Raw genomic sequence first — 22,972 nt, forward strand, 5'->3', positions numbered from 1 at the left:
GGCATTTTTAAATAACCTTGATAGGTTGCAAATTTAACAAAAAATTTCTAATTAGCTTTTAATTTTTTCTAAATCTAATAAAAAACTAAATTCTTTTGCTAAGTCTTTTAAAGCCTCAAAACGTCCTGAAGCCCCGCCATGTCCAGCATCCATATTAGTATCTAAAAACAATTGGTTGTCATTTGTTTTTAAATCTCTTAATTTGGCTACCCATTTAGCTGGCTCCCAATACTGTACCTGCGAATCGTGCAATCCCGTCGATACATACATATTAGGATAGTTTTGCGCTTTTACATTGTCATAAGGTGAATACGACAACATATAATCATAATACTTTTTATTATTTGGGTTTCCCCATTCATCATATTCTCCGGTTGTAAGCGGAATACTGTCGTCCAGCATTGTTGTAATAACATCTACAAAAGGTACCTGAGCGATAACGCCATTGTATAATTCTGGTGCTTCATTTACAATAACACCCATTAAAAGTCCTCCTGCAGATCCACCTTCAGCATAAAGATGTTTTGGCGAAGTATATTTCTCGTCTATTACAAATTTAGAGCAATCGATGAAATCTGTAAAGGTATTTTTCTTTTTTAACAGTTTTCCATCCTCATACCATTGTCTTCCTAAGTCCTCTCCTCCTCTAATATGAGCAATTGCATAAACAAATCCGCGGTCTAAAAGCGAAAGTCTTGTTGAAGAAAAATAAGTATCCATTGTAATTCCGTACGAACCATATGCATAAAGAAGCAACGGATTTTCGCTATTTTTCTTTAACCCTTTTCTATAAATCATAGAAATTGGCACTTTTACACCATCTCTGGCTGTTGCCCAAACACGCTCTTCTACGTAATTTTCTTTATCAAATTTCCCGCCCAAAACCTGCTGCTCTTTTAAGATCTCTTTGGTTTTAGTCTTCATATTAAAATCAATTACCGAAGAAGGTGTTGCCAGCGATTGATAACTGTAACGCAGAATATCAGTATCAAAATCAATATTCGTTGTTGTATAAGCGTTATACGTTTCACTTCCAAATGGCAGATAATAATCCGGTTGATCGTTCCAAGGCATAATTCTAATATGATTTAAACCATTAGAACGCTCTTCTACAACTAAATAATTCCTAAAAATCTCAATATCTTCTAACAAAACATCATCTCTATGCGGAATTACATCCACCCAGTTTTTCTTTCCTGTTTTGTTTTCAGGAGTTTTCATCAGCTTGAAATTGGTCGCTTTATCTTTATTAGTTAAAATATAAAATGAATCTTCATAATGAGAAATACTGTATTCTAATCCGCGCACACGAGGCTGAAATACTTCAAACTCTCCCTCAGGATTATCAGAATTAAGAATTCTATATTCTGTCGTTAAAGTACTCCCTGAACTTATTACAATATATTTTCTTGATTTTTCCTTGCTTACCGAAACATTAAAAGTATCATCGGTCTCATTATAAACCAAAACATCAGAAACAGCATCAGTATTTAATTTATGCCTGAAGATTTTATCAGCCCTTAAAGTAACTTCGTCTTGTTTGGTATAAAAAATAGTATTATTATCGTTTGCCCAGACAGATCCGCCTGTAGCATTTTCAATTTTATCTGCCAGAATCTCTCCCGTTTCCAGATTTTTAATCTGAATTGTATAAATTCTTCTTCCTACGATATCGGTTCCAAAACTTGCAAATTTATTATCCGGACTTATGCTTAAACCTCCTAATTTAAAATAAGCGTGATCTTTTGCTAATTCATTACAGTTGAAAAGAATTTCTTCATCTGCCGAAAGGCTTCCTTTTTTTCTGGCGAAAATGGGATAATCCTGACCTGTTTCAAATCGTGTAATATAGAAATAACCATTATAAAAATAAGGAACTGACGAATCATCTTCTTTAATTCTACCTTTCATTTCCTCATATAAAGACTCTTGTAAATCTTTTGTATGAGCCGTTGTTTTTTGATAGTATTCGTTTTCTTTATTCAGATAATCGATAACTTCTGGATTTTCTCTGTCATTCAGCCAAAAATAATTATCGATTCTTGTTTCTTTATGTTTCTTTAATGATTTTGGAATTTCTTTGGCCTTTGGAGCCAGTATATCGTTTTGCATTGATTTAATTAAGCATTAGGTTTTTAATTCGGAGACGCAAAAATACTACAATCACAATAGAACGAAATTAAATTTTTCATAAAATATTCTATTGTAATCATACAGCAATATACTAATTTTGTATGAAATAATTTAAAAATCAACAAAAAATGGATTTAATGGGAATGATGGGTAAACTTAAAGAAACCCAGCAAAAAATTGAAGATACAAAGAAACGCCTTGATACTGTTTTAATTGACGAACAAAGCGCTGACGGATTATTGAAAATTACAGTGACTGCAAATAGAAAAATAAAAACAATCTCTATTGATGATTCACTTTTAGAAGATAAAGAACAATTAGAAGATTACTTAATTGTAACTTTAAATAAAGCAATTGAAAAAGCAACAGGTGTTAACGAAAGAGAACTTGATGCTGTAGCAAGAATGGATATGCCTTCTATTCCCGGAATGGATAATTTGTTTAAATAATTTTCAAGGAACAAAGGTTCAGATTTACAGAGGTTAAAAAAAAGACGCAAATAGTGCGTCTTTTTTTTTGATTCAAGGTTTCGTAATAAAATCTCTTTCACTTTATAACTCTGAACCTTTGTCTCTTTTCCACTCTTTCCTAAATCTTCGAAAGTGTATCAACTACATAAGTATGCATTACTTCTTTATAATCTAAATGTGTAACGATTCTAAGTTTATTATGTCCTAAAGAACTTATTATAATGTTTTTCTGTTTTAATTTTTCTATCAAAAGCTGATCACTGTAACCTTCAGCCAATGAAAAAATCAAAATATTCGTTTCAACGGGTTCCACTGAAGCTACCCAGGATTTAGTGCTTAAAATTGCTCCAATTTCTTTTGCTCTGCGATGATCTTCGGCAAGACGTTCAATATTATTAGCCAAAGCATACAATCCAGCGGCCGCCAAATAACCTACCTGACGCATCCCGCCTCCTAATATCTTCCTGATTCTCAACGCTCTATGAATATCAGCTTTACTTCCCAATAAAACTGAACCAATTGGAGCTCCTAATCCTTTTGACAAACAAACTGAAATCGTATCGAAAATAGCTCCAAATTCCTTCGGATTTTGTCTTTTAGCCACTAACGCATTCCAAATTCTCGCGCCATCTAAATGGAATTTTAAATTATTAGCATCACAAACTTTTTTAATATCTCTTAAATCCTGCAATTCATAACAAGCTCCTCCCCCTTTGTTTGTAGTATTTTCTACGCAAACCAAACTCGTTAGCGGACTATGGTAAAATTCCGGATCATTAATTGCTGCAGCAACTTGTTTTGCATTAATCATACCTCGGTCTCCATCTAACAAACAGCAGGAAACCCCGCTGTTAAAAGAAACCCCTCCGCCTTCATAATGAAAAACATGAGCATATTTATCTGCAATTAACTGTTCTCCCGGCTGTGTATGAAGTTTAATTGCTGTTTGATTTGCCATAGTTCCAGATGGAAAAAATAGTCCGGCTTCCATACCAAAAAACTCGGCTACTCTTGTCTCTAATTCGATAACCGTAGGATCTTGTTTGTATACATCGTCGCCAACGTGAGCGTTAAACATATACTGAAGCATCTCATAAGTAGGCTTTGTAATGGTATCGCTAATTAAATTTATTTCCATATAAAACTATATATTTTGGACTGCAAAATTACATATATCTGTTTGTTAATAATCTCAAGTTTTAATAAATTTTAACTTAGAGATTACATAGAACCAAATTAACGTAATATTTGTAAAAAACATATAAAACTAGCATTAATAATTCAAAATTTGATTTGTTATTTTTCAAAACAATTATATTTACTAAAAAATAAGCCCGCGTATATGTATGCTTTTTTGTACCGTAATTTATTGCTGTATTCTAAAAACTAAATCTTATTTTTGTAGAACGAATTACACATTAGTCTTTTGACTTAAACTCATGTAATATCAACAAAAAACATCTAAAACAAGTTATTAATTTATGACAACAGCCGAACAAGTAAAAGGTATTGTGGAGCGCCTTGGTGCGTTGAGGAGGTATCTTTGACGTTGATGCCAAGCTAATCGAAATTGCAAACGAAGAGGAAAAAACTTTTGCTCCTGATTTTTGGAACAATCCAAAAGAAGCAGAAATTATTGTAAAAAATCTTCGAAATAAGAAAAAATGGATTGAAGATTATGATAAAGCTGTATCTCTAGCCGATGAATTACAGCTTGCTTATGATTTTTACAAAGAAGGAGAACTTTCTACAGAAGAATTGGACGAACAGTACAATGTAACTCAATCTCATATAGAAAATATCGAATTCAAAAATATGCTTTCTGACGAAGGTGACAGTTTAAGCGCAGTTGTACAAATTACAGCCGGAGCCGGAGGAACTGAAAGCTGTGACTGGGCCGGAATGCTGATGCGCATGTACATGATGTGGGGAGAAAGTTATGGTTACAAAATAAAAGAGCTTAACTTTCAGGAAGGTGATGTAGCGGGAATTAAAACCGTAACTTTAGAGTTTGAAGGCGATTATTCTTTTGGTTATCTAAAAGGTGAAAACGGCGTTCACCGTTTGGTTAGAATTTCTCCTTTTGACAGTAATGCTAAACGTCATACTTCATTTGTGTCTGTATATGTTTATCCGCTTGTTGATGACAGTATCGAAATTGACATTAATCCTGCTGATATAGAAATTACAACATCACGATCAAGTGGTGCCGGAGGACAAAACGTAAATAAGGTTGAAACAAAAGTTCAATTAGTTCACAAACCAACCGGAATCCAGATTCAGTGCTCTGAAACAAGATCGCAGCAAGACAACAGACAACGTGCTATGCAAATGCTTCGTTCTCAATTATATGAAATTGAGCTAAAGAAACAACAAGCACAACGTGCCGATATTGAAGCCGGAAAAATGAAAATAGAATGGGGTTCGCAAATCCGTAATTACGTAATGCAGCCTTATAAATTAGTAAAAGACGTTCGTACAGGTTATGAAACCAGCGATGTCGACGGCGTAATGAACGGAAATATAGACGCTTTCCTGAAAGCCTATTTAATGATGATGGGACAGAAGGAAGAAGAGTAGTGTTCCGTTTTTTTTAGTATCCAGTCTCAGTTTGCAGTGACAGCAAACTTGAAATCTGGAACTTTAAACTTTAAAAATAAAAAGTTATGATAAAATGGGCAGATGTAATTCATTTTACAAATAAAGGAAATCCAGCTCCGGATAAAAGAGTGGAGAAAACACAGGAAGAATGGAAAAATCTTTTGACTCCTGAAGAATATCAGGTAACGCGTTTAAAAGGAACTGAAAGATCTTTCAGTTCTGAATTATGCAGTTTATTTGATCCCGGAATCTACGAATGTAAATGCTGCGGAACGGTTCTTTTTGATGCAAGCGAAAAATTTGAATCAGGAACGGGGTGGCCTTCTTTTACACAGCCAATTAAAGAAAATGCAATTGGTTATCACGCCGATAAATCGCACGGAATGATTCGTGTTGAAGTTACCTGCAATGTATGTGATGCACATTTAGGACATATTTTCCCTGATGGACCACCGCCAACAGGTTTAAGATATTGTATTAACGCAGTTTCATTATCAAAAATCAAAGAATAAATTCTACAAGCGATTCCTTTAAAAAAAGTGAATCGCTTTTTTTTTAATCTTCACTAGGAGAAACAATTAACAAAACAAATGTAAGTCGCTACTTATCAATTATTTTTTTTCTTTTCTACACCCTTTATTTAGGATAATTCACTCAAAAACATAGTTACAGCAATTACAAACATTAAAAAACTTTCAGTATTTTAATAGTTAAAATGTTAATTTTGTAATATTTAAACTTCTATTTTAAATATTTATTAAGAAACATAAAAATTTAATTAGGTAATTAAATTCTAAATTGTTTTATTTGGCAAAAATTAACCCTAAGTCGATTAACACTTGTCAATGAGATCTTATTCAATTCAAGAAATTAATGAAGTAATTAATGGCGTAATTTACGGCACTACTTCGCACAACATTACCGCAACCGAACAATTAGAAAAAGCTACAACTTCAGAAATTTCTTTTATAGGAAATAAAAAATACGAAAAATACTGGTCGACATCAAATGCTTCAATTGCAGTTGTTAATGAAGATATTTCGATTGAACCTGGAGAAAATCGCGCTTTTATTAAAGTAAAAAATGCTGATTTAGCAATGTCGCAGATCCTTGCCCTTTTTGCTCCACCTACTCCAATATTTCATAATAATATCCATAGAACTGCTACAATAGACGAAACAGCTATAATTGGTGAAGGTGCTAAAATTGGTGCAGGATGTTACATTGGACCAAAAGTTGAAATTGGTGCCCATGCAACGATTTATCCAAACGTTACAATTCTAGATGAATGTACCATTGGAAAAAACACTATTATCTGGTCTGGAACGGTTGTTCGTGAGCGTTGTCATATTGGAAGTGATTGTATCATTCATCCAAATGCTACCATTGGTGCTGACGGTTTTGGTTTCCGTCCTTGTTCTGAAAAAGGCTTGGTTAAAATTCCACAAATTGGAAATGTAATCATTGGAAATGGCGTTGAAATTGGAGCAAACTCTTGCGTTGACCGTGGAAAATTCAGTTCGACAATTCTTGGAGATGGCTGTAAAATTGACAATTTAGTTCAAATTGGACATAACAGTAAATTAGGCCGATTCTGTATTATGGCTGGAAACAGTGGTTTAGCAGGTTCTGTAACTTTAGGAAATGGTGTTATTATTGGCGGAAGCGCTTCGATAAAAGACCATACTACTATTGGCGACGGAGCAGTAATTGGTGCCGGATCTGGTGTAACAGGAGATGTTCCTGCAGGAAAAACAATGCTGGGTTATCCAGCTGTTGAAGCTCGTGATGCCTTAAAACAATGGGCAATGCTAAAACGAATGGTTTGCACTCCTAAAAAATAATCTGCAATTCTAAATATTTTTAAACACATAGAAACATAGATTTATATCGTTTCAATTTGTTAGAGATTAAATAAATGACACATCATTTACACATAGCTATGTTTGTTAATGCAAGTGAAACGCCTTTTTAGAGAAACAAAACCTATGTTTCTATGTGTTGAAATTAATTATACTTTGTTTTTATAAAAAAACATCCGCTGCAACGGATGTTTTTTGTTTTATAAAGCTTCACATTCAAAGCCAATCACCTTCATTAAAAAAATCACTTTTTCGATAATATCATCCTTACATTCAAATCTTAGAATATTATCGCAGTCTTCTAGATCAAAATTCCACTTAGAATTCGGAAATAACTGATTCAGTTTTGGTGCAACCTTCTTCACTTTCGAAATAGTATCAATATTTGTTTTGAATACAAAAATCATAACTAATGGCTTTGAATTTTACTTAAAATTTTAGAATCAATGTAAAAAGTGCCAAACGGAACTACGCAGGCCAAAAGCACTTTCCAGGTTGTAGCCGCAAATTTCCAATTCTGTTCTACTCCAACACTTAAAGTATTAAAAATAAATAGTAAAAATAAAGCGCCGTGAACAGTTCCAACTGGTCTTGTTAAAAATGGCATTTCAAAAATATATTTCATTGGCATTGCTATAAAAAGCAAAATCAAAAGTGACGTTCCTTCCAGGAATCCAATAATTCGTAATCTTCCAATATTTGTGCTCAGTAAATTTTTCATAATTATCTAAAATAAGGTCGGTTTGCAAGAGGTGAAAATGGCCACGGAATGGCAATAAAAATGATTAATAAGGCGATTGAAAACCATAAAAGCATCGTTCTGAATTTTTGATCATCAGAAAGCTTTCTTTTGGCTAAAGCCGAACCAATTGTAATGAAAACTATTGCGATTAACATCAAAGCAATATGAATAATTCCAAAGAAAGAAGCATCCATATTTTGAATCGCTTCTTTAAAATTTTTCCAGAAATACTTCACAATCGGGCTTTGCACATAAACCAATATTCCAAAAATAAGCTGAATATGAGCAATTGTAGCCGTCCAATGCCGGATGAGGTTATCTTTCTTGGTGAAAGGAAGTTTTCGTGAATAACCTTTGTAAGCTGTATAAATAGAATATAACAAGCTTACCAATACGAACCACCTTATAAAAGAATGGCATACTAAAAGAGATTGATACATTGTTTTTTGATTAAGACAATGCAAATATATTAAAAACATACTAAGTAGTATGTTTTTGAAAAATAATTTTATTTCAAGCCATTTAAATAACTCCTAAGTTCTTTCAAATAAACAATATATGAGGAATTATCATTTTGAAGTTTTCCGAAATTTCGTATTCCCCAATAGCCGGATAAGATAAAAAAGGCCACTTGTTCTCCTACTACATCTTTGCGAATCAAACCCGATTCTTTCCCTTTTTCGATGGAATTTATAATTGTCTTTTTCCATAAATCAACCAATTCAGCTAAAGCTTCACTAAACCTGTTATTCCATGGTGTCATTTCCTGCGTGAGATTTCCAACCGGGCAACCGTATTTTACCTGCAAAAAAGGATCGTCGAGCAATAAATACGAAATCATATTATAAAAATCTTCAACTGGATTTTGCGAAGCTTCAGTAGGTTTTATAAAATTTTCCTGCATTGTAGGTTTAAGAATTTCTTCTATAATCGCAATTCCCATTTCATCTTTGGTTTTAAAATGGTAATAAAAAGCACCTTTTGTAACTTGGGTTGTTGCAATAATTTCATCAATACTGGTGGTTTGATAACCTTTTGTATAGATCAATTCAAATGCTTTATTAAGAATCGTAAGTCGGGTATTTGCAGCTTTATACATAAAAAAATACTAGTTAGTATGAAAAAACAAATTAAAGAAAAATTATTGGGTAATTAATTTAAACACATAGAAACATAAATTCAGCAAGCTCAAAAAGGCATTTCACTTGTTTAAACAAACATAGTTAGGGCCATGTATTAGAAACTAGTTTCTTTTTACTTCCTCTTCAAACTATAAATCCTATGTTTCTATGTATTTAAATAAAAAAAACAGAATTATAAAATTTTTCTTAATTCACAAAGCAATCGGTTTATTTCAATTGATTTTGTAAATTAGCCAACACTATTTTGTAAAATCAATATTATATCATGGATTTAAACTTCAATAAAAACGAAGATCACAATAAGCTATTACTTTCAGAACTAAAACAAAAATTTGCCAAAGTAAAACTGGGCGGAGGCGAAAAACGAATCGAAAAACTACATTCCGAAGGAAAAATGACCGCTCGTGAACGTATCGCTTATTTATTAGACGAAAATTCAGAAAATATTGAAATTGGCGGTTTTGCCGGCGAAGGAATGTACGCTGAACACGGCGGATGCCCTTCTGGCGGAGTTGTTATTAAAATAGGATATATAAAAGGAAAACAATGTATTGTGGTTGCCAATGATGCAACTGTAAAAGCTGGTGCATGGTTCCCAATTACTGGCAAAAAAAACCTGCGCGCTCAGGAAATTGCAATGGAGAACAGACTTCCTATTATTTACTTGGTAGACAGTGCAGGAGTTTATCTGCCAATGCAGGATGAAATTTTTCCTGATAAAGAACATTTCGGACGCATTTTTAGAAACAACGCTCAAATGAGCAGTATGGGAATAACGCAAATTGCTGCCGTTATGGGAAGCTGCGTTGCGGGAGGTGCTTATCTGCCAATTATGAGCGATGAAGCTTTAATTGTAGATAAAACAGGCAGTATTTTCCTTGCTGGAAGTTATTTAGTTAAAGCTGCAATTGGTGAAACGATTGATAATGAAACTTTAGGCGGAGCAACAACACACTGCGAAATTTCTGGAGTAACAGATTATAAAGCGAAAGATGATAAAGATGCTTTAGATAAAATTAAAAGTATTGTAGATAAAATTGGTGATTTTGATAAAGCTGGCTACAGCCGAATTAAGTCTGAAAAACCTGCTTTAGACCAGAATGACATTTACGGAATTTTACCAAAAGCCCGAAACGAGCAATATGACATGATGGAAATCATCAATCGTTTGGTTGATAATTCAGAATTTGAAGCTTATAAAGATGGTTACGGTCAATCTTTAATTACCGGTTACGCCAGAATTGACGGCTGGGCAGTTGGTATTGTAGCTAATCAGCGTAAAGTGGTAAAAACAAAAAAAGGCGAAATGCAGTTTGGCGGTGTTATTTATTCTGACAGTGCCGATAAAGCAACCCGTTTTATTGCCAATTGTAACCAAAAGAAAATTCCGTTGGTATTTTTACAAGACGTAACCGGTTTTATGGTAGGTTCAAAATCAGAACATGGCGGGATTATTAAAGACGGTGCTAAAATGGTAAATGCCGTAAGTAATTCGGTTGTGCCAAAATTCACTGTTATTGTAGGGAATTCTTATGGTGCAGGAAATTATGCCATGTGCGGAAAAGCATATGATCCAAGATTAATATTTGCCTGGCCAAGTGCTGAACTTGCCGTTATGGGCGGCACTCAGGCAGCCAAAGTTTTAGCCCAAATCGAAGCTTCTTCGCTTAAAGCAAAAGGAGAAATCGTTGATGAAACCAAAGAAACTGAACTATTCAACAAAATAAAAGCACGCTACGACGAGCAGACTTCACCTTATTACGCCGCATCACGCTTATGGACAGATGCCATTATTGATCCGCTTGATACCCGCAAATGGATTTCAATGGGAATCGAAGCTGCTAATCACGCTCCTATTCAAAAAACCTTTAATTTGGGTGTAATTCAGGTTTAGCAATTTACATATTCCAAAAACATGTTAAATAAATAGCAAAAAACTTATTTTCAGATACTTAAATTAAATATATCATTAAAAATTAGTAACTTTATATGTAATTTTTAATCACGTAGTATCATGGAAAATGTAAAAAGCTTAAATAAGTGGGCCAATTCGCACACTTATTTACCAGTAGATTTGGTGCGTATTATATTGGGTGTTTTTTTATTTATGAAAGGAATTTCATTTGTAACCAACGTTCAGTATTTACATGATTTAATTTCTCCTATAGATCAGTTTGGCGGCGGTATGTTTCTTTTACACTACATTGCACCAGCTCATATGATTGGAGGTATAATGATTGTATTCGGGCTGCTTACCCGCTGGGCAATTGCAGCTCAATTACCTGTACTATTTGGTGCTGTTCTCGTTAACTTTATGGGACGCATGCATTCTGAAAGTTTAATTCTTGCAATTGTAGTTTTACTGCTTTGCATTTTCTTCTTATTTTACGGAGGAGGAAAACACTCAGCCGACTATTACTTTAAAATGCAGCAATAATCATTTTATCCTCAACTAAACTACAAATGTTGAGGATAAAATAATAAAGCCATTTTTAAGAAGTAATTAGCACTAAAAATTTCGTTTATTGTGTTTTATGAACTAAATTCGCAGCCATGAATTGGATTCGTAAAACCATACTTTTTGTATCACTTTTGATCATAGGCCTTTTTGCCGCTCAGGCAGATGAGTTTCCTGTGCAAAAAATTGAAAGTCAAAAAACGGACACCAATTTCTGTAAAGAAATCGCCGATTCATCAGCATTTATCCAGCCTCAGGGCAGTTATCAATTTTCTGCAAATATCAAAACAGATACAATTGCAGTTATTAAATGGTTTGATGCTCTGCTGGTCGTAATTCCACAGCATAAAGCAGTTAAATCTGCATTTAACTTTACTAGTCAGTTTACCACTCAGAGCAAAAAAATCCTATTACTGCTCTACGCTTTCCATTTCTTTTGGTAAATAAATCTTGAAATTTTATTCTGAAGAAGCAATTCTTCAAAAATAATTAAGCCGTTTTCAATTCGAAAACTGTTTATCATTTCATTTATTTTTCACCAAAAATTAAAATCAAAACAATGGAAACAAGTGTAACCATAATTGGTATTGTGATCGCCATCATAGTAGCCATTCCAATCTATTTTTCAGCACGATCGAGCGCTGCAAACAAATCAAGAATATTAAACATCAAAAAGAAATTCAATCCAAACAATCCGGAGGAATTTGATTTGACTGAATCTCAAAGTAATAAAACGCTTACTATCGATCACAAAAACAGAAAATTCATTTTGATGAATTTCAACCCCAATCAGCAGGAATCAACCTATGTTGATTTGAAAAGTGTTTCCTCTTGTAAGTTAGTTTTAACCACAGAAGGTAATTCAGATACTATAATAAAAATCGATTTTGAGTTTCAGGATAAAGAAACTTCTAGAAAAATAATAATTCCATTCTATGATTTTGATGATGACCGCATAAAACAAATTAGTGTGTATCAAGATCATATGTTTGCGAAAAAATGGCTTAAAATCATTCAGGATTCTATTTAATGTTAGTTATTTAATTCAGTAGAAAGAGGCTCTTTAAGAGTCTCTTTTTTTTGTTAATTAATATGATATTTGTCATTTTATACCCCAGTTTCATACAGTAATTTTGGTGAAAACTAAATCCGTCTTTATGAAAATTTCACTAACCCAAAAGTACAATGTACCAGGGCCAAGATACACCAGCTATCCTACCGTGCCGTACTGGAATGAAGCTGCTTTTACAGCAGAAGAATGGAAATCATCATTTCAAAGAGCATTTTCTGAAAGCAACTCTCAAAATGGAATAAGTTTATACATTCATTTACCTTTTTGCGAAAGCATGTGCACCTTTTGCGGCTGCAACAAACGAATTACAAAAAATCATTCTGTCGAAGAAAAATATATACAAGCCGTTTTAAAAGAGTGGAGTTTGTACTGCAGCGTACTACCTGAAAAACCTTTTATAAAAGAAATACATTTGGGCGGCGGAACACCTACTTTCTTTTCTGTAAATAATTTAGAACATCTGATAAACGGTATTTTCAGCTTTGCTAATAAAGCAGAAAATCATGAATTTAGTTTTGAGGGACATCCTAACAATACAACATACGAACAACTGAAAAAGTTATATGATTTAGGCTTTCGCCGAGTTAGTTTTGGTGTTCAGGATTATTCAGAAAAAGTACAGAAAGCAATCAATCGTATTCAGCCCTTTCATAATGTAGCAAAAGTAACTTTTTGGGCCAAAGAGATTGGTTATACTTCCATAGGACATGACATTATATTTGGACTTCCTTTTCAAACAGTTGAAGATGTAATCGATACGGTTGAAAAAACCAACTCCGTAAAACCAGACCGACTTGCATTTTACAGCTACGCCCACGTGCCTTGGATTAAAGGTAACGGACAACGTGGTTTTAATGAAGAAAACCTTCCAAAAGATGCCGAAAAAAGAAAACTTTACGAAACTGGAAAACAATTACTTTCTGAAAATGGGTATCATGAAATAGGTATGGATCATTTTGCTTTGAAATCTGACAGTTTATATCATTCGGCACAAAATAAGACAATGCACAGAAACTTTATGGGATACAGCGCTTCTAAAACGCAGCTTATGATTGGGTTAGGAGTTTCTTCAATCAGTGACAGCTGGTATGGTTTTGCTCAAAATACTAAAAATCTGGAAGATTATTATCAAATTTTAGAATGGAACCAGCTTCCGGTTGTAAAAGGTCATATTTTAAATGATGAAGATCTTATCATCAGGAAACATATCCTAAATTTAACTTGTGAACTTGAAACCTCCTGGAATAATGATTCTTTATATTTTAAAGAATTACCTGAAGTTTTAATGGCTTTAAAAGAAATAGAAAATGATCAATTAATTACAATTGAAGAAAATAAAATCAAAATTACAGAAGCCGGAAGACCGTTTGTTCGCAACATCTGTATGGCTTTTGATTTACATTTAAAAAGAAAATCACCAGAAACGAATTTGTTTTCGATGACGGTTTAATGACAATTAGGAGTTCCCTGAACAAATAAACTCATATTTGAAGGAGATAAATAGGGAATTCCTAAACCCAATCCTCTTAAAATAAACAAGATTCCAATAATTACTGCAACATAAGGAATTGCTTTTTGGATTTTATTTCGAAATGGTAATTTTAATAAGGAATTAATGTAAACCACGATCGTCATTAAAGGAATAGTTCCTAATCCGTATAATAACATATACAAAACACCAAAGCCGGCACTCTGCATGGCGATTGCTCCAAATAAAGCAACATATACCATTCCGCAAGGTAAAAAACCATTTAGTAAACCAATTGTAAAAAGAGATTTGTAACTTTTCTTTTTAAACTGGCTTCCTAAACTTGATTTTATATTTGAAATAATTTTATATACAGGCTTTGAAAAATTATATTTTGCAAAAACTTTTTCAGGTATTAAAACAATTAAAATCATTGCAATACCAATAAAAATAGACATTCTCTGCTGCATTCCAGCTAAAAAAAATCCTCTTCCTAACAATCCGAAGATTAAACCAATTGCAGAGTATGCCGTTAATCTTCCTAAATGATAGGTAATAATCTGCGTTACTTTTTTAGCTTCATTTTGATGATCAACAGGAAGCATCATAGCAATAGGCCCGCACATTCCAACACAATGCAGACTGCTGATAAGACCTAATATGAATGCTGAAAATAACATTTTATTATTTGATAATTTATTCGTTATTAATGTCTAGTCCCTACGGAACATTTTATTTTGTAGATATCACAATTTTTTTATCAATGTGCTGCTCCTAACGAAGCATATTTTATTATAGCCAATTATCAATACTTTTTATTAATATGTAACTGCTCACATAATATTATTCAAGTAAATCTTGTAGAGAAAAAATATCGATAAAAAAGAAATACTCGAATACTATATTGTCTGGTAGGTACTAAACTTTTTAAACAAAAAGACTTAATCAATTTACGTAGATAACTTCTTTTGTCAGGTATTTTTTTCCTTCATACTGCCATTCCATATTAACATCCCAACGTCCTTTGATTAATTTTTTGTGCGGAATAACTATAGAAGAATTCGTTAAAGCAATCTGAGTATCAAAATCAAATTTTTTATTTGAAGGTCTGTACAATAAAATGTTCCCTTTTATTTTATCACTTTCAAAAGTGGCAGGAAAAGTAACTTTTACACCTTCTTCTTCAAACTTAATTGAAGGCTTATGCTGTAAATCATACGCATTCTGAATTCGGGCCATTTCTTCCTGAAAATGCGTATCGTGTTTGTAATATTCTTCTACAACTAAATCATTGTCATATTTACTATTTGACTGTACTTCAAAAACAAAGTATAAAATAAAGGTCATAAACAATGCAAATGCAATGACAATTCCGGTTCCCCAATTAATTTTCATGATAGTAATTTTTTTAATTAAAACTTCGTGGTCCTAAGAAATTTGTTTTGGTAGTTTCCAGAAGTTCTTTGCCGTTATAAACGCCAATTTTCACATTAGTTTTATCACTTTCCAGCAGAACTTCATCTATTTCTATAAATAGTGTTCCTTGTGAAATTCCTTCTTTTGCTACTTTAAAATGCTGTTTTCCAACATTTGTAATTTCACCTTTTTGATCGATTAATTCAAAATGAATATCGTTGTAATCTTTCATTGTCTTGTTGACAATTTTATAAGTATAAACGTTGCTGATTTTTTCTCCTTTATGTTGAAAAAGCTGTCCTGGCAAACGTAAAACCACAGCTTGAAGGTCAGTTCTTAAAAATAACATTCCAACAAAAACACTCATTAATATAAATAAAACGGCACTGTAACCTTTCATTCTCGCATTGAACTTAAAAGGTTCTTTTTTAACGATTTCATCTTCTGATGCATAACGTATAAGTCCTTTTGGCAGTCCTACACTTTTCATTATATGATCACATTCATCAATACAAGCGGTACAATTTGTACATTCTAACTGAGTTCCGTTTCGAATGTCAATTCCCATTGGGCATACATTAACACACTGAAGACAATCAATACAATCTCCTTTTCCGGTTAAAGCTCTATTTTCTTTTTTATTAAACTTTGCTCTTCCTTCTTCTTTTTCTCCTCTAACAAAATCATACGCAACGTTGATTGATTTATTATCTAAAAGAACACCTTGTAATCTTCCGTATGGACAAGCAATAATACAAACCTGTTCACGAAACCAAACAAATACAAAATAAAAAACTCCGGTAAAAATAAGAAGTGCAATAAAATTACTCGCCTGCTGAATTGGTCCTTGTTCAATCATTAAAAGTAAAGCATCACTTCCAACTAAATAAGCCAGAAAAACATTGGCAATAATGAAAGAGATTAAAAAGAAAATTGTCCACTTAGTCAATCTTTTTCTGATTTTTTCAGCATTCCATTCTTGTCTTGCTAAACGTGATTGTGAACCGCGGTCTCCATCAATCCAGTATTCTATTCGGCGAAAAACCATTTCAAGAAAAATGGTCTGCGGACAAATCCACCCACAAAATATTCGACCAAAAACAACGGTAAATAAAAGGATAAATACAACGCCGATAAGCATTGAAATTACAAAGAGGTAAAAATCTTGCGGCCAAAAAGGAAATCCGAAGATATTAAAACGACGTTCAATGATATTGAACATCATAAACTGGTTTCCGTTTATTTTTATAAACGGATTTATTATTAAAATTGTCAATAAAATGTAGCTGACAATTTTTCGATAATCATAAAATTTACCAGACGGTTTTTTGGGGAAAATAAACTTTCGTTTACCACCTTCATCTATCGTTCCAATAGTATCTCTAAAATCTTCGTCTGGTAAATTTGACATGGTATTCTATTTATTTTTTAACTTCTGTGGTATCTTTTTTTGGTGCAGCTGAAGATGCATCGTTGATTGGAGCGCTTTCATCTACCCAAACTTCCCCTTCTGCTTCTTTTGGATCTTTTGGATTTGATCCTTGTAACGACAAAATGTAACTTGCTACTTTTTGAATTTCTTTTGGTTTCAGGGTTCCTTTCCAGGCAATCATCCCTTTTCCATCACGTCCTCCGTTTGTAATTGTATGGAAAAGGTTTTTAATTCCTCCTCCTAAAATCCAACGATCATCTGTTAAGTTAGGTCCAATCTGACCTCCTCCATCTGCTCTGTGGCAAGCCGCGCAATTAGTTGTAAAGATTTCTTTTCCTGAAGCTAAACTTGGTTCGTCTGTAAGTAAAACAACCGTTTTTTCATCCATTAAATCTGGGGCTGTTTTTAAATATTCTTCAACATCAATTTTTGCCTGTGCCATTTCTTTTTTAAGCTCCATTTCTTGGTCATCCGCTCCTAAAACATCGTAACGAACTACATAGATAACTCCAAAAATGATACAGATGTAGAATAAATATACCCACCATGGCGGTAAATTGTTGTCAAGCTCTTTGATTCCGTCATAATCGTGATCCATCAATAGATCAGCTTCTTTAGACATTGGTTCTGTTTTGGTAAGCTTGTGCATTAAATCTTTGAACCAAGTGCTTTCTTTAAAGCTTAAACTATTTTCGTATTCTAATTTTGCCTTTTCTTCTGGAGACATTAATTGATACATTACACGATTTACAGCACTAAGTGTAACTTCGATTGCAATCAAAATGAATAAGAAGACAAATAAAAAGACAGATACCATTGGGTATTTTATGAAAGCAGGTTTATCGCCTGAATCTATAAAATATTCCATCAAAGCAAATACGATGAAGAAAATCAACGGTACTCTAACATATACTGGGAAAAACTTTTTCATTTTTTTATCTATCTTTTGAGATTATAACTTGTCCTTCTTCTAAAGGTATATTACTCATTTCCTGAATTTTATCTTTTTTATACGAAAACACCCAAATGCCTAATCCTACGAAAAAGAAGAAGAAAATCAAGAGGGAAAGTATCGGGTAAATTTCTATACCCGATATTGTTTCCATATTGTGTTTTATTTGTTCAAACATAATGCTGTTATTTAGTTTCTTTTACTTTAATATCAGTACCAAGTCTTTGTATATAAGCAATCAAAGCGACAATTTCTCTTTCATTCATTGGAATGAATTTTTCACCTTTTGCAACAGCTTTTTTCTTGCTGTCTTCATAACTTTTTACAAAGTCAGGATCGCTTTCTAAGCTTTTTTCTATTTTGACTGCCTGATCTCTTAATGTTCTTTGTGCATCTTCAACCTCTTTTGCTGAATAAGGAACTCCAAGTGTAATCATAGCATTCATTTTCTTTTGAGTCAATGAGATATCTAAAGGTTTATTATCAAACAACCATTTGTAACCTGGCATGATTGATCCTGCTGATGTACTTTGAGGATTCCACATATGATTAAAATGCCAGTTGTCATTGTACTTACCTCCTACTCTCAATAAATCCGGACCTGTACGTTTAGATCCCCATAAAAATGGATGGTCATATACAAATTCTCCTGCTTTTGCCTGAACTCCATAACGCTCTACTTCACTTCTAAAAGGACGAACTGATTGTGAATGACAACCTACACATCCTTCTCTGATATATAAATCACGTCCTTCAAGTTCTAACGGTGTATATGGTTTTACACTTGAAATAGTTGGAATATTTGATTTTACCATAATCGTTGGTACAATCTGAATAATACCTCCAATTAAAATAGCAATAGTAGCCAGAATAGTTAATTGAATAGGTTTTCTTTCTAACCATGAGTGGAATTTTTCTCCGCTCAATCTGTTACTGCTTATTTTTTGTAAAGCCGGAGCCTGAGCTAATTCATCTTCAATTGTTTCACCAGCTCTAACCGTCATAATGATGTTATAAACTAATGTCAACATTCCTATTAGATACAAACTACCTCCAATTGCTCTCATCCAATACATTGGCATAATAGCTGTTACAGTTTCAAGGAAGTTTCCGTAAGTTAAAGTTCCGTCTGGATTAAATTGTTTCCACATTGAGGCTTGTTGAAAACCAGCTACATATAATGGAATTGTGTATACAATAATACCCAGAGTACCAATCCAGAAATGGAAATTTGCCAATTTTTTAGAGAACAATGTTGTTTTTGTCATTCGTGGAATCAACCAGTAAATAATAGCAAATGACATAAATCCGTTCCATGCTAAAGCTCCTACGTGTACGTGAGCTACGATCCAGTCAGTGTAATGTGCAATAGCATTTACGTTTTTAAGAGATAACATTGGCCCTTCAAAAGTTGCCATTCCGTAACCTGTAATTGCTACAACGAAGAATTTTAAAACTGGTTCTTCACGAACTTTATCCCAGGCACCTCTTAATGTCAAAAGTCCGTTGATCATACCTCCCCAAGATGGAGCAATAAGCATTACTGAAAAGGCAACACCTAAATTTTGAGCCCAGTTTGGTAAAGCAGAATATAATAAGTGATGTGGTCCTGCCCAGATATAGATAAAAATTAAAGACCAGAAGTGAATAATTGATAATCTATAGGAGTAAATTGGACGGTTAGCGATTTTAGGAACAAAATAATACATTAATCCTAAGAATGGCGTTGTCAAGAAAAATGCAACCGCATTATGCCCATACCACCATTGTACCAAAGCATCCTGAACACCAGCGTAAACTGAATAACTTTTTAATGCTGAAACCGGAATTTCGATGTTGTTAAAAATATGCAGTACAGCCACTGTAACAAAAGTAGCAAGGTAAAACCAAATCGCTACATACAGATGACGCTCTCTTCTTCGAAGCATTGTACCTATCATATTAATCCCCATTACTACCCAAATTAACGCTATTGCAATATCAATAGGCCATTCAAGTTCTGCATACTCTTTTGAAGAAGTATAACCTAATGGTAATGTAATTGCGGCTGCAACAATAATTAACTGCCAGCCCCAGAAATGCAGATTACTTAAAAAGTCACTAAACATTCTGGCTTTTAGCAATCTTTGCATTGAGTAATACATACCTGCAAAAAAAGCATTCCCAACAAAGGCGAAAATAACGGCATTTGTGTGTAAAGGTCTTAAACGACCATAACTAAGCCATGAAATCCCATCTGTAATATTGGGAAAAAGGTACATAACCGCTAAGGTCAGTCCCACTAACATACCCACAACTCCAAAAAGAATGGTGGCGTAAATGAATTTTTTTACAATTTTGTTGTCGTAATAAAACTGTTCCATTTCCATAATTTATACTTGTTTTTCTTCTATTGGTTGATTATTATTTTGAGAAGCAATTTTGGTCTCGTCATCAAAAAGAATTCTGACCGAGGGCGTATAATCGTCGTCGTATTGGCCGGATTTGACTGCAACGATGAAAGCAATAAAGAAACAAATTGCGACGAAAATACTTACTGAAATTAAAAGATAAATAACACTCATACCGTAAATTTATGTTAACAAAATTACTAGGTGATTGGCGTTTAAAATATGATAATTATCATAGTCGGAGAAGAATACTAAAATTAGATAAAATATTCTTTTAATTATTCAAAACAAATATAAATTTCTCTTATTGAAATAGTTAGACATAATTGTTACGAAGCTTACAATAGTAATTGTGCTTAACGGCATTATGATTGCGGCAACAAGCGGGTTTAAGTTTCCGGTAACTGCAAATGCCAGTCCAACTACATTATAAAGCAGCGACAAAGTAAAACTCATTTTGATTATCAAAATTGACTTATGAGACAACTTCAAGAAGTAATTCAGCCGCGAAAACACACCTGCATCTAAAATTGCATCGCAGGCAGGAGAAAATACGTTTACGTTTTCAGAAACCGAAATACCAACATTACTTTGTGCCAAAGCTCCGGCATCGTTTAAACCATCTCCAACCATCATAACGTTTTTACCGTGTGATTGAAGTTTTTTGATAAATTCTAATTTTTGTTCTGGTTTTTGATTAAATATCAGTTCTGTATTTTTTGGCAGGATGTCTTCCAAAACATTTCTTTCTCCATCATTATCTCCTGAAAGAACTTTAATACTGTATTCTTTACTTAGTCTTGCAAATAATTGTTCCAGACCTTGACGATATTGATTTTGAAAAACAAATTTTCCAAAATAAAGATTATCAATTTTGATATGAAGCGCTGTTCGTTCTATTTCAGATATATCTAAATCAGGACTTTCAACAAATGCCGAAGATCCAATTTTTATTTCTTTACCTTCTACGACTGCCAAAATTCCTTTTCCTGTAATTTCCTGAAAATCGTCTATTTTAATTCGTTTATATTCAGGCAAAAAGTCATATAACATCCTACTTAGCGGATGATTTGATCCTCTAAGGACATTTTTAATCAATAAAAAGTTCTCATCAGAAATATTGGTTCCTTCGTATGTAATATTCGATTTTTTGTTGGTTGTAATAGTTCCGGTTTTATCAAAAACAATAGTATCAACTTTAGCCAATTGTTCTATAACCAAAGCATTTTTAAGATACATTTTTTGTTTCCCCATTATCCTCAAAATATTGCCAAAGGTAAAAGGAGCCGTTAACGCCAACGCACAAGGACATGCTACAATTAAAACTGCTGTAAAAACATTAAAAGCAATGTTTGCATCAATAAATATCCAATATCCAAATCCTGCAAATGCAATCAATAATAAAATTGGTGTAAAATAACGGCTTATTGCATCTGTAATTGTTTTATGTTTTTGCTGTACTTTTTTCTGAAAAACTTCATTGCTCCATAATTGTGTTAAGTAACTTTGGGAAACAGAATGCAAAACTTCCATTTCAATTACTTTTCCAATCTGTTTTCCGCCGGCAAAAACTTTATCGCCTGATTTTTTTGTAATTGGAACTGCTTCTCCAGTAACAAAACTATAATCAATCTCTGCTTTTTCACTGATTAAAATACCATCAACGGGAATTAATTCCTGATTTCTAATTAAAAGTCTGTTTCCTTTTAAAACATCATAAATTGGCACACTTTCTTCAGAAGCATCTGAATTAATTCTGGTAACTGCAATAGGAAAATAAGATTTAAAATCTCTTTCGAAACTTAAAAAACTATAGGTTTTAATTTGAAACATTTTTCCAAGAAGCATGAAGAAAACCAAACTGGCCAAACTGTCAAAAAAGCCCGGTCCGTGATCCATAAGCATATCATAAGTACTTCGGATAAACATTACGATGATTCCTAACGCAATTGGAATATCAATATTCAGCATACCGCTTTTAATACTTTTGTATGCTGAAACGTAATAACCGCTTGCCGAATAAAAGAAACTAGGCAGAGCTAAAATGAAAATCAATAATCTAAAAAAAGGTTTATAGCTGTCAAGCCAAAATTCTTTCATTTCAAAATATTCCGGAAATGAAAGAAGCATAATGTTTCCAAAACAGAAAAATGCGACACCTAGTTTATAGGTTAGACTTCTGTCTACCTTAGTTTTTCCTGTTTCGTAGTTTTCTAAACTTATATAAGGTTCATAACCAATTGAGCTTAATAAATAAGCTATTGATTTTAGAGATACAAGATCTGAATTAAAGGTAATTCTAACTTTTTTCTCAGGAAAATTAACTTGTGAACTGCTTATACCAGGTTGTAAGCGGTTTAGATTCTCAAGAATCCAGATACATGAACTACAGTGAATGTGAGGTATATTTAATGAAACTATTGAGGTATTTGCTTCCTGAAACTCTAAAACTTTGGCAAGAATAGATTCGTTATCCAAAAAGTCATATTTTCCCTTTATATCCTGCGGGGTTGCACCAGGAGATTTTTCAAAATCATAATAACAGGTTAAATCATTTAGACTAAAAATTTCGTAGACTGTTTTACAACCTGTACAACAAAACATTTTCTCATCAAAATTGATCTCTTCATCTTTAGGGATTTCAAGCCCACAGTGAAAACAACTCTGCTCACTCATAATTTGTTTTTTTTAATTGTGCAAATATTCCAAATAAGTAGTGACAATAACCATGACATTTATCATGTTACAATAAATCCAAATTCTAATATAATGAAATAAAACGCTCCAATAACGTTATCGTATTTTTATATGTTTTTTTAATAATAAAATTACCT

At 33.1% G+C, this 22,972-nt stretch carries 22 protein-coding genes; 9 read left to right on the forward strand and 13 right to left on the reverse strand.

The features are described from left to right. Positions 1 to 51 precede the first annotated feature (51 nt). Entirely contained in the window at positions 52 to 2,112 is a 2,061-nt protein-coding gene (locus tag L1276_RS05340; protein ID WP_253785995.1) for a S9 family peptidase, read from the reverse strand. A gap of 149 nt (positions 2,113 to 2,261) precedes the next feature. Between L1276_RS05340 and L1276_RS05345 the strand changes: the two genes are divergently transcribed. After that, positions 2,262 to 2,582: a YbaB/EbfC family nucleoid-associated protein gene (locus L1276_RS05345; RefSeq protein ID WP_253785996.1), complete on the forward strand. Its 321-nt coding sequence runs from the start codon at positions 2,262 to 2,264 to the stop codon at positions 2,580 to 2,582. A 139-nt stretch (positions 2,583 to 2,721) separates the two neighbouring features. Here the strand turns inward: L1276_RS05345 and L1276_RS05350 are convergent, their stop codons facing one another. Beyond that, on the reverse strand, positions 2,722 to 3,741 hold the full coding sequence (locus L1276_RS05350) for a low specificity L-threonine aldolase (protein WP_253785997.1): 1,020 nt from the start codon (positions 3,739 to 3,741) through the stop codon (positions 2,722 to 2,724). Positions 3,742 to 4,084: 343 nt separating this feature from the next. On the opposite strand from L1276_RS05350, the gene prfB reads away from it, so the two are divergent. The 3 genes from prfB (at position 4,085) to lpxD (ending at position 7,048) form a co-directional block, all read left to right on the forward strand. Beyond that, positions 4,085 to 5,183, forward strand: a protein-coding gene (gene prfB, locus L1276_RS05355) for a peptide chain release factor 2 (protein WP_253785998.1) whose coding sequence is annotated in 2 segments (ribosomal slippage) — positions 4,085 to 4,147 and positions 4,149 to 5,183 — 1,098 coding nt in all. Because the reading frame shifts where the segments join, the coding sequence is not laid out codon by codon here. Positions 5,184 to 5,269: 86 nt separating this feature from the next. Continuing rightward, positions 5,270 to 5,716, forward strand: coding sequence for a peptide-methionine (R)-S-oxide reductase MsrB (msrB, locus tag L1276_RS05360; RefSeq protein WP_253785999.1), 447 nt, complete (start codon positions 5,270 to 5,272; stop codon positions 5,714 to 5,716). A 333-nt stretch (positions 5,717 to 6,049) separates the two neighbouring features. After that, complete coding sequence (gene lpxD / locus L1276_RS05365) at positions 6,050 to 7,048, forward strand: UDP-3-O-(3-hydroxymyristoyl)glucosamine N-acyltransferase (RefSeq protein ID WP_253786000.1); 999 nt, start codon at positions 6,050 to 6,052, stop codon at positions 7,046 to 7,048. A gap of 427 nt (positions 7,049 to 7,475) precedes the next feature. Here the strand turns inward: lpxD and L1276_RS05370 are convergent, their stop codons facing one another. The 3 genes from L1276_RS05370 to L1276_RS05380 are packed head-to-tail and all read right to left on the reverse strand — an operon-like array spanning position 7,476 to position 8,907. After that, on the reverse strand, positions 7,476 to 7,787 hold the full coding sequence (locus L1276_RS05370; RefSeq protein ID WP_253786001.1) for a DUF3817 domain-containing protein: 312 nt from the start codon (positions 7,785 to 7,787) through the stop codon (positions 7,476 to 7,478). A 2-nt stretch (positions 7,788 to 7,789) separates the two neighbouring features. Then, positions 7,790 to 8,287, reverse strand: coding sequence for a hypothetical protein (locus tag L1276_RS05375; RefSeq protein WP_253786002.1), 498 nt, complete (start codon positions 8,285 to 8,287; stop codon positions 7,790 to 7,792). Between the two features lie 29 nt (positions 8,288 to 8,316). After that, a complete protein-coding gene (locus tag L1276_RS05380; protein WP_253786003.1) occupies positions 8,317 to 8,907 on the reverse strand; it encodes a TetR/AcrR family transcriptional regulator in 591 nt (196 codons plus the stop codon). A gap of 308 nt (positions 8,908 to 9,215) precedes the next feature. Here L1276_RS05380 and L1276_RS05385 point away from each other — a divergent pair, with 308 nt between their 5' ends. The 5 genes from L1276_RS05385 (at position 9,216) to hemN (ending at position 13,930) form a co-directional block, all read left to right on the forward strand. Continuing rightward, positions 9,216 to 10,844 (forward strand): acyl-CoA carboxylase subunit beta, encoded by a 1,629-nt coding sequence (locus L1276_RS05385; protein WP_253786004.1) that lies wholly within the window; start codon positions 9,216 to 9,218, stop codon positions 10,842 to 10,844. Positions 10,845 to 10,964: 120 nt separating this feature from the next. After that, complete coding sequence (locus tag L1276_RS05390) at positions 10,965 to 11,387, forward strand: DoxX family protein (RefSeq protein ID WP_071637127.1); 423 nt, start codon at positions 10,965 to 10,967, stop codon at positions 11,385 to 11,387. Positions 11,388 to 11,503: 116 nt separating this feature from the next. Next, entirely contained in the window at positions 11,504 to 11,851 is a 348-nt protein-coding gene (locus L1276_RS05395; RefSeq protein ID WP_253786005.1) for a hypothetical protein, read from the forward strand. 116 nt (positions 11,852 to 11,967) lie between these two features. Continuing rightward, a complete protein-coding gene (locus L1276_RS05400) occupies positions 11,968 to 12,438 on the forward strand; it encodes a hypothetical protein (protein ID WP_253786006.1) in 471 nt (156 codons plus the stop codon). 127 nt (positions 12,439 to 12,565) lie between these two features. Beyond that, positions 12,566 to 13,930, forward strand: coding sequence for an oxygen-independent coproporphyrinogen III oxidase (hemN, locus tag L1276_RS05405; RefSeq protein ID WP_253786007.1), 1,365 nt, complete (start codon positions 12,566 to 12,568; stop codon positions 13,928 to 13,930). On the opposite strand, the gene L1276_RS05410 is transcribed toward hemN, so the two are convergent. From L1276_RS05410 to L1276_RS05445, 8 genes are all read right to left on the reverse strand, one after another. Continuing rightward, positions 13,927 to 14,628, reverse strand: coding sequence for a sulfite exporter TauE/SafE family protein (locus tag L1276_RS05410; RefSeq protein ID WP_253786008.1), 702 nt, complete (start codon positions 14,626 to 14,628; stop codon positions 13,927 to 13,929). The two genes, hemN and L1276_RS05410, sit on opposite strands and share 4 nt — an antisense overlap. 265 nt (positions 14,629 to 14,893) lie before the next feature. Then, the gene (locus tag L1276_RS05415; RefSeq protein ID WP_253786009.1) at positions 14,894 to 15,343 is read right to left on the reverse strand and encodes a FixH family protein; all 450 of its coding nucleotides are present in this window, start codon (positions 15,341 to 15,343) and stop codon (positions 14,894 to 14,896) included. A gap of 13 nt (positions 15,344 to 15,356) precedes the next feature. Then, positions 15,357 to 16,775 carry a cytochrome c oxidase accessory protein CcoG gene (ccoG, locus tag L1276_RS05420; protein WP_253786010.1) on the reverse strand — a complete coding sequence of 473 codons (1,419 nt, stop codon included), beginning with the start codon at positions 16,773 to 16,775 and terminating at the stop codon, positions 15,357 to 15,359. Between the two features lie 10 nt (positions 16,776 to 16,785). Then, on the reverse strand, positions 16,786 to 17,727 hold the full coding sequence (locus L1276_RS05425; protein WP_253786011.1) for a cbb3-type cytochrome c oxidase N-terminal domain-containing protein: 942 nt from the start codon (positions 17,725 to 17,727) through the stop codon (positions 16,786 to 16,788). A 4-nt stretch (positions 17,728 to 17,731) separates the two neighbouring features. After that, positions 17,732 to 17,926: a CcoQ/FixQ family Cbb3-type cytochrome c oxidase assembly chaperone gene (locus L1276_RS05430; protein WP_253786012.1), complete on the reverse strand. Its 195-nt coding sequence runs from the start codon at positions 17,924 to 17,926 to the stop codon at positions 17,732 to 17,734. 7 nt (positions 17,927 to 17,933) lie between these two features. Beyond that, complete coding sequence (ccoN, locus tag L1276_RS05435) at positions 17,934 to 20,117, reverse strand: cytochrome-c oxidase, cbb3-type subunit I (RefSeq protein ID WP_253786013.1); 2,184 nt, start codon at positions 20,115 to 20,117, stop codon at positions 17,934 to 17,936. A gap of 3 nt (positions 20,118 to 20,120) precedes the next feature. Beyond that, positions 20,121 to 20,312 (reverse strand): cbb3-type cytochrome oxidase assembly protein CcoS, encoded by a 192-nt coding sequence (ccoS, locus tag L1276_RS05440; protein WP_253786014.1) that lies wholly within the window; start codon positions 20,310 to 20,312, stop codon positions 20,121 to 20,123. Between the two features lie 108 nt (positions 20,313 to 20,420). Further along, positions 20,421 to 22,814 carry a heavy metal translocating P-type ATPase metal-binding domain-containing protein gene (locus tag L1276_RS05445; RefSeq protein ID WP_253786015.1) on the reverse strand — a complete coding sequence of 798 codons (2,394 nt, stop codon included), beginning with the start codon at positions 22,812 to 22,814 and terminating at the stop codon, positions 20,421 to 20,423. Positions 22,815 to 22,972 lie beyond the last annotated feature (158 nt).

Origin of the sequence: Flavobacterium sp. HSC-32F16 (assembly GCF_024171645.1) — a bacterium.
Classification (GTDB): domain Bacteria; phylum Bacteroidota; class Bacteroidia; order Flavobacteriales; family Flavobacteriaceae; genus Flavobacterium.

Bases quoted from the DNA above. Each gene is read 5' to 3' on its own strand.
- msrB (WP_253785999.1), top strand. From the start codon at position 5,270: ATGATAAAATGGGCAGATGTAATTCATTTTACAAATAAAGGAAATCCA.
- L1276_RS05370 (WP_253786001.1), bottom strand. From the start codon at position 7,787: ATGAAAAATTTACTGAGCACAAATATTGGAAGATTACGAATTATTGGA.
- L1276_RS05400 (WP_253786006.1), top strand. From the start codon at position 11,968: ATGGAAACAAGTGTAACCATAATTGGTATTGTGATCGCCATCATAGTA.
- L1276_RS05410 (WP_253786008.1), bottom strand. From the start codon at position 14,628: ATGTTATTTTCAGCATTCATATTAGGTCTTATCAGCAGTCTGCATTGT.
- L1276_RS05380 (WP_253786003.1), bottom strand. From the start codon at position 8,907: ATGTATAAAGCTGCAAATACCCGACTTACGATTCTTAATAAAGCATTT.
- L1276_RS05350 (WP_253785997.1), bottom strand. From the start codon at position 3,741: ATGGAAATAAATTTAATTAGCGATACCATTACAAAGCCTACTTATGAG.
- L1276_RS05390 (WP_071637127.1), top strand. From the start codon at position 10,965: ATGGAAAATGTAAAAAGCTTAAATAAGTGGGCCAATTCGCACACTTAT.
- L1276_RS05385 (WP_253786004.1), top strand. From the start codon at position 9,216: ATGGATTTAAACTTCAATAAAAACGAAGATCACAATAAGCTATTACTT.
- ccoN (WP_253786013.1), bottom strand. From the start codon at position 20,117: ATGGAAATGGAACAGTTTTATTACGACAACAAAATTGTAAAAAAATTC.
- L1276_RS05415 (WP_253786009.1), bottom strand. From the start codon at position 15,343: ATGAAAATTAATTGGGGAACCGGAATTGTCATTGCATTTGCATTGTTT.
- L1276_RS05340 (WP_253785995.1), bottom strand. From the start codon at position 2,112: ATGCAAAACGATATACTGGCTCCAAAGGCCAAAGAAATTCCAAAATCA.
- L1276_RS05345 (WP_253785996.1), top strand. From the start codon at position 2,262: ATGGATTTAATGGGAATGATGGGTAAACTTAAAGAAACCCAGCAAAAA.
- L1276_RS05395 (WP_253786005.1), top strand. From the start codon at position 11,504: ATGAATTGGATTCGTAAAACCATACTTTTTGTATCACTTTTGATCATA.
- L1276_RS05430 (WP_253786012.1), bottom strand. From the start codon at position 17,926: ATGTTTGAACAAATAAAACACAATATGGAAACAATATCGGGTATAGAA.
- ccoS (WP_253786014.1), bottom strand. From the start codon at position 20,312: ATGAGTGTTATTTATCTTTTAATTTCAGTAAGTATTTTCGTCGCAATT.
- L1276_RS05445 (WP_253786015.1), bottom strand. From the start codon at position 22,814: ATGAGTGAGCAGAGTTGTTTTCACTGTGGGCTTGAAATCCCTAAAGAT.
- L1276_RS05425 (WP_253786011.1), bottom strand. From the start codon at position 17,727: ATGAAAAAGTTTTTCCCAGTATATGTTAGAGTACCGTTGATTTTCTTC.
- lpxD (WP_253786000.1), top strand. From the start codon at position 6,050: ATGAGATCTTATTCAATTCAAGAAATTAATGAAGTAATTAATGGCGTA.
- L1276_RS05375 (WP_253786002.1), bottom strand. From the start codon at position 8,287: ATGTTTTTAATATATTTGCATTGTCTTAATCAAAAAACAATGTATCAA.
- hemN (WP_253786007.1), top strand. From the start codon at position 12,566: ATGAAAATTTCACTAACCCAAAAGTACAATGTACCAGGGCCAAGATAC.
- ccoG (WP_253786010.1), bottom strand. From the start codon at position 16,775: ATGTCAAATTTACCAGACGAAGATTTTAGAGATACTATTGGAACGATA.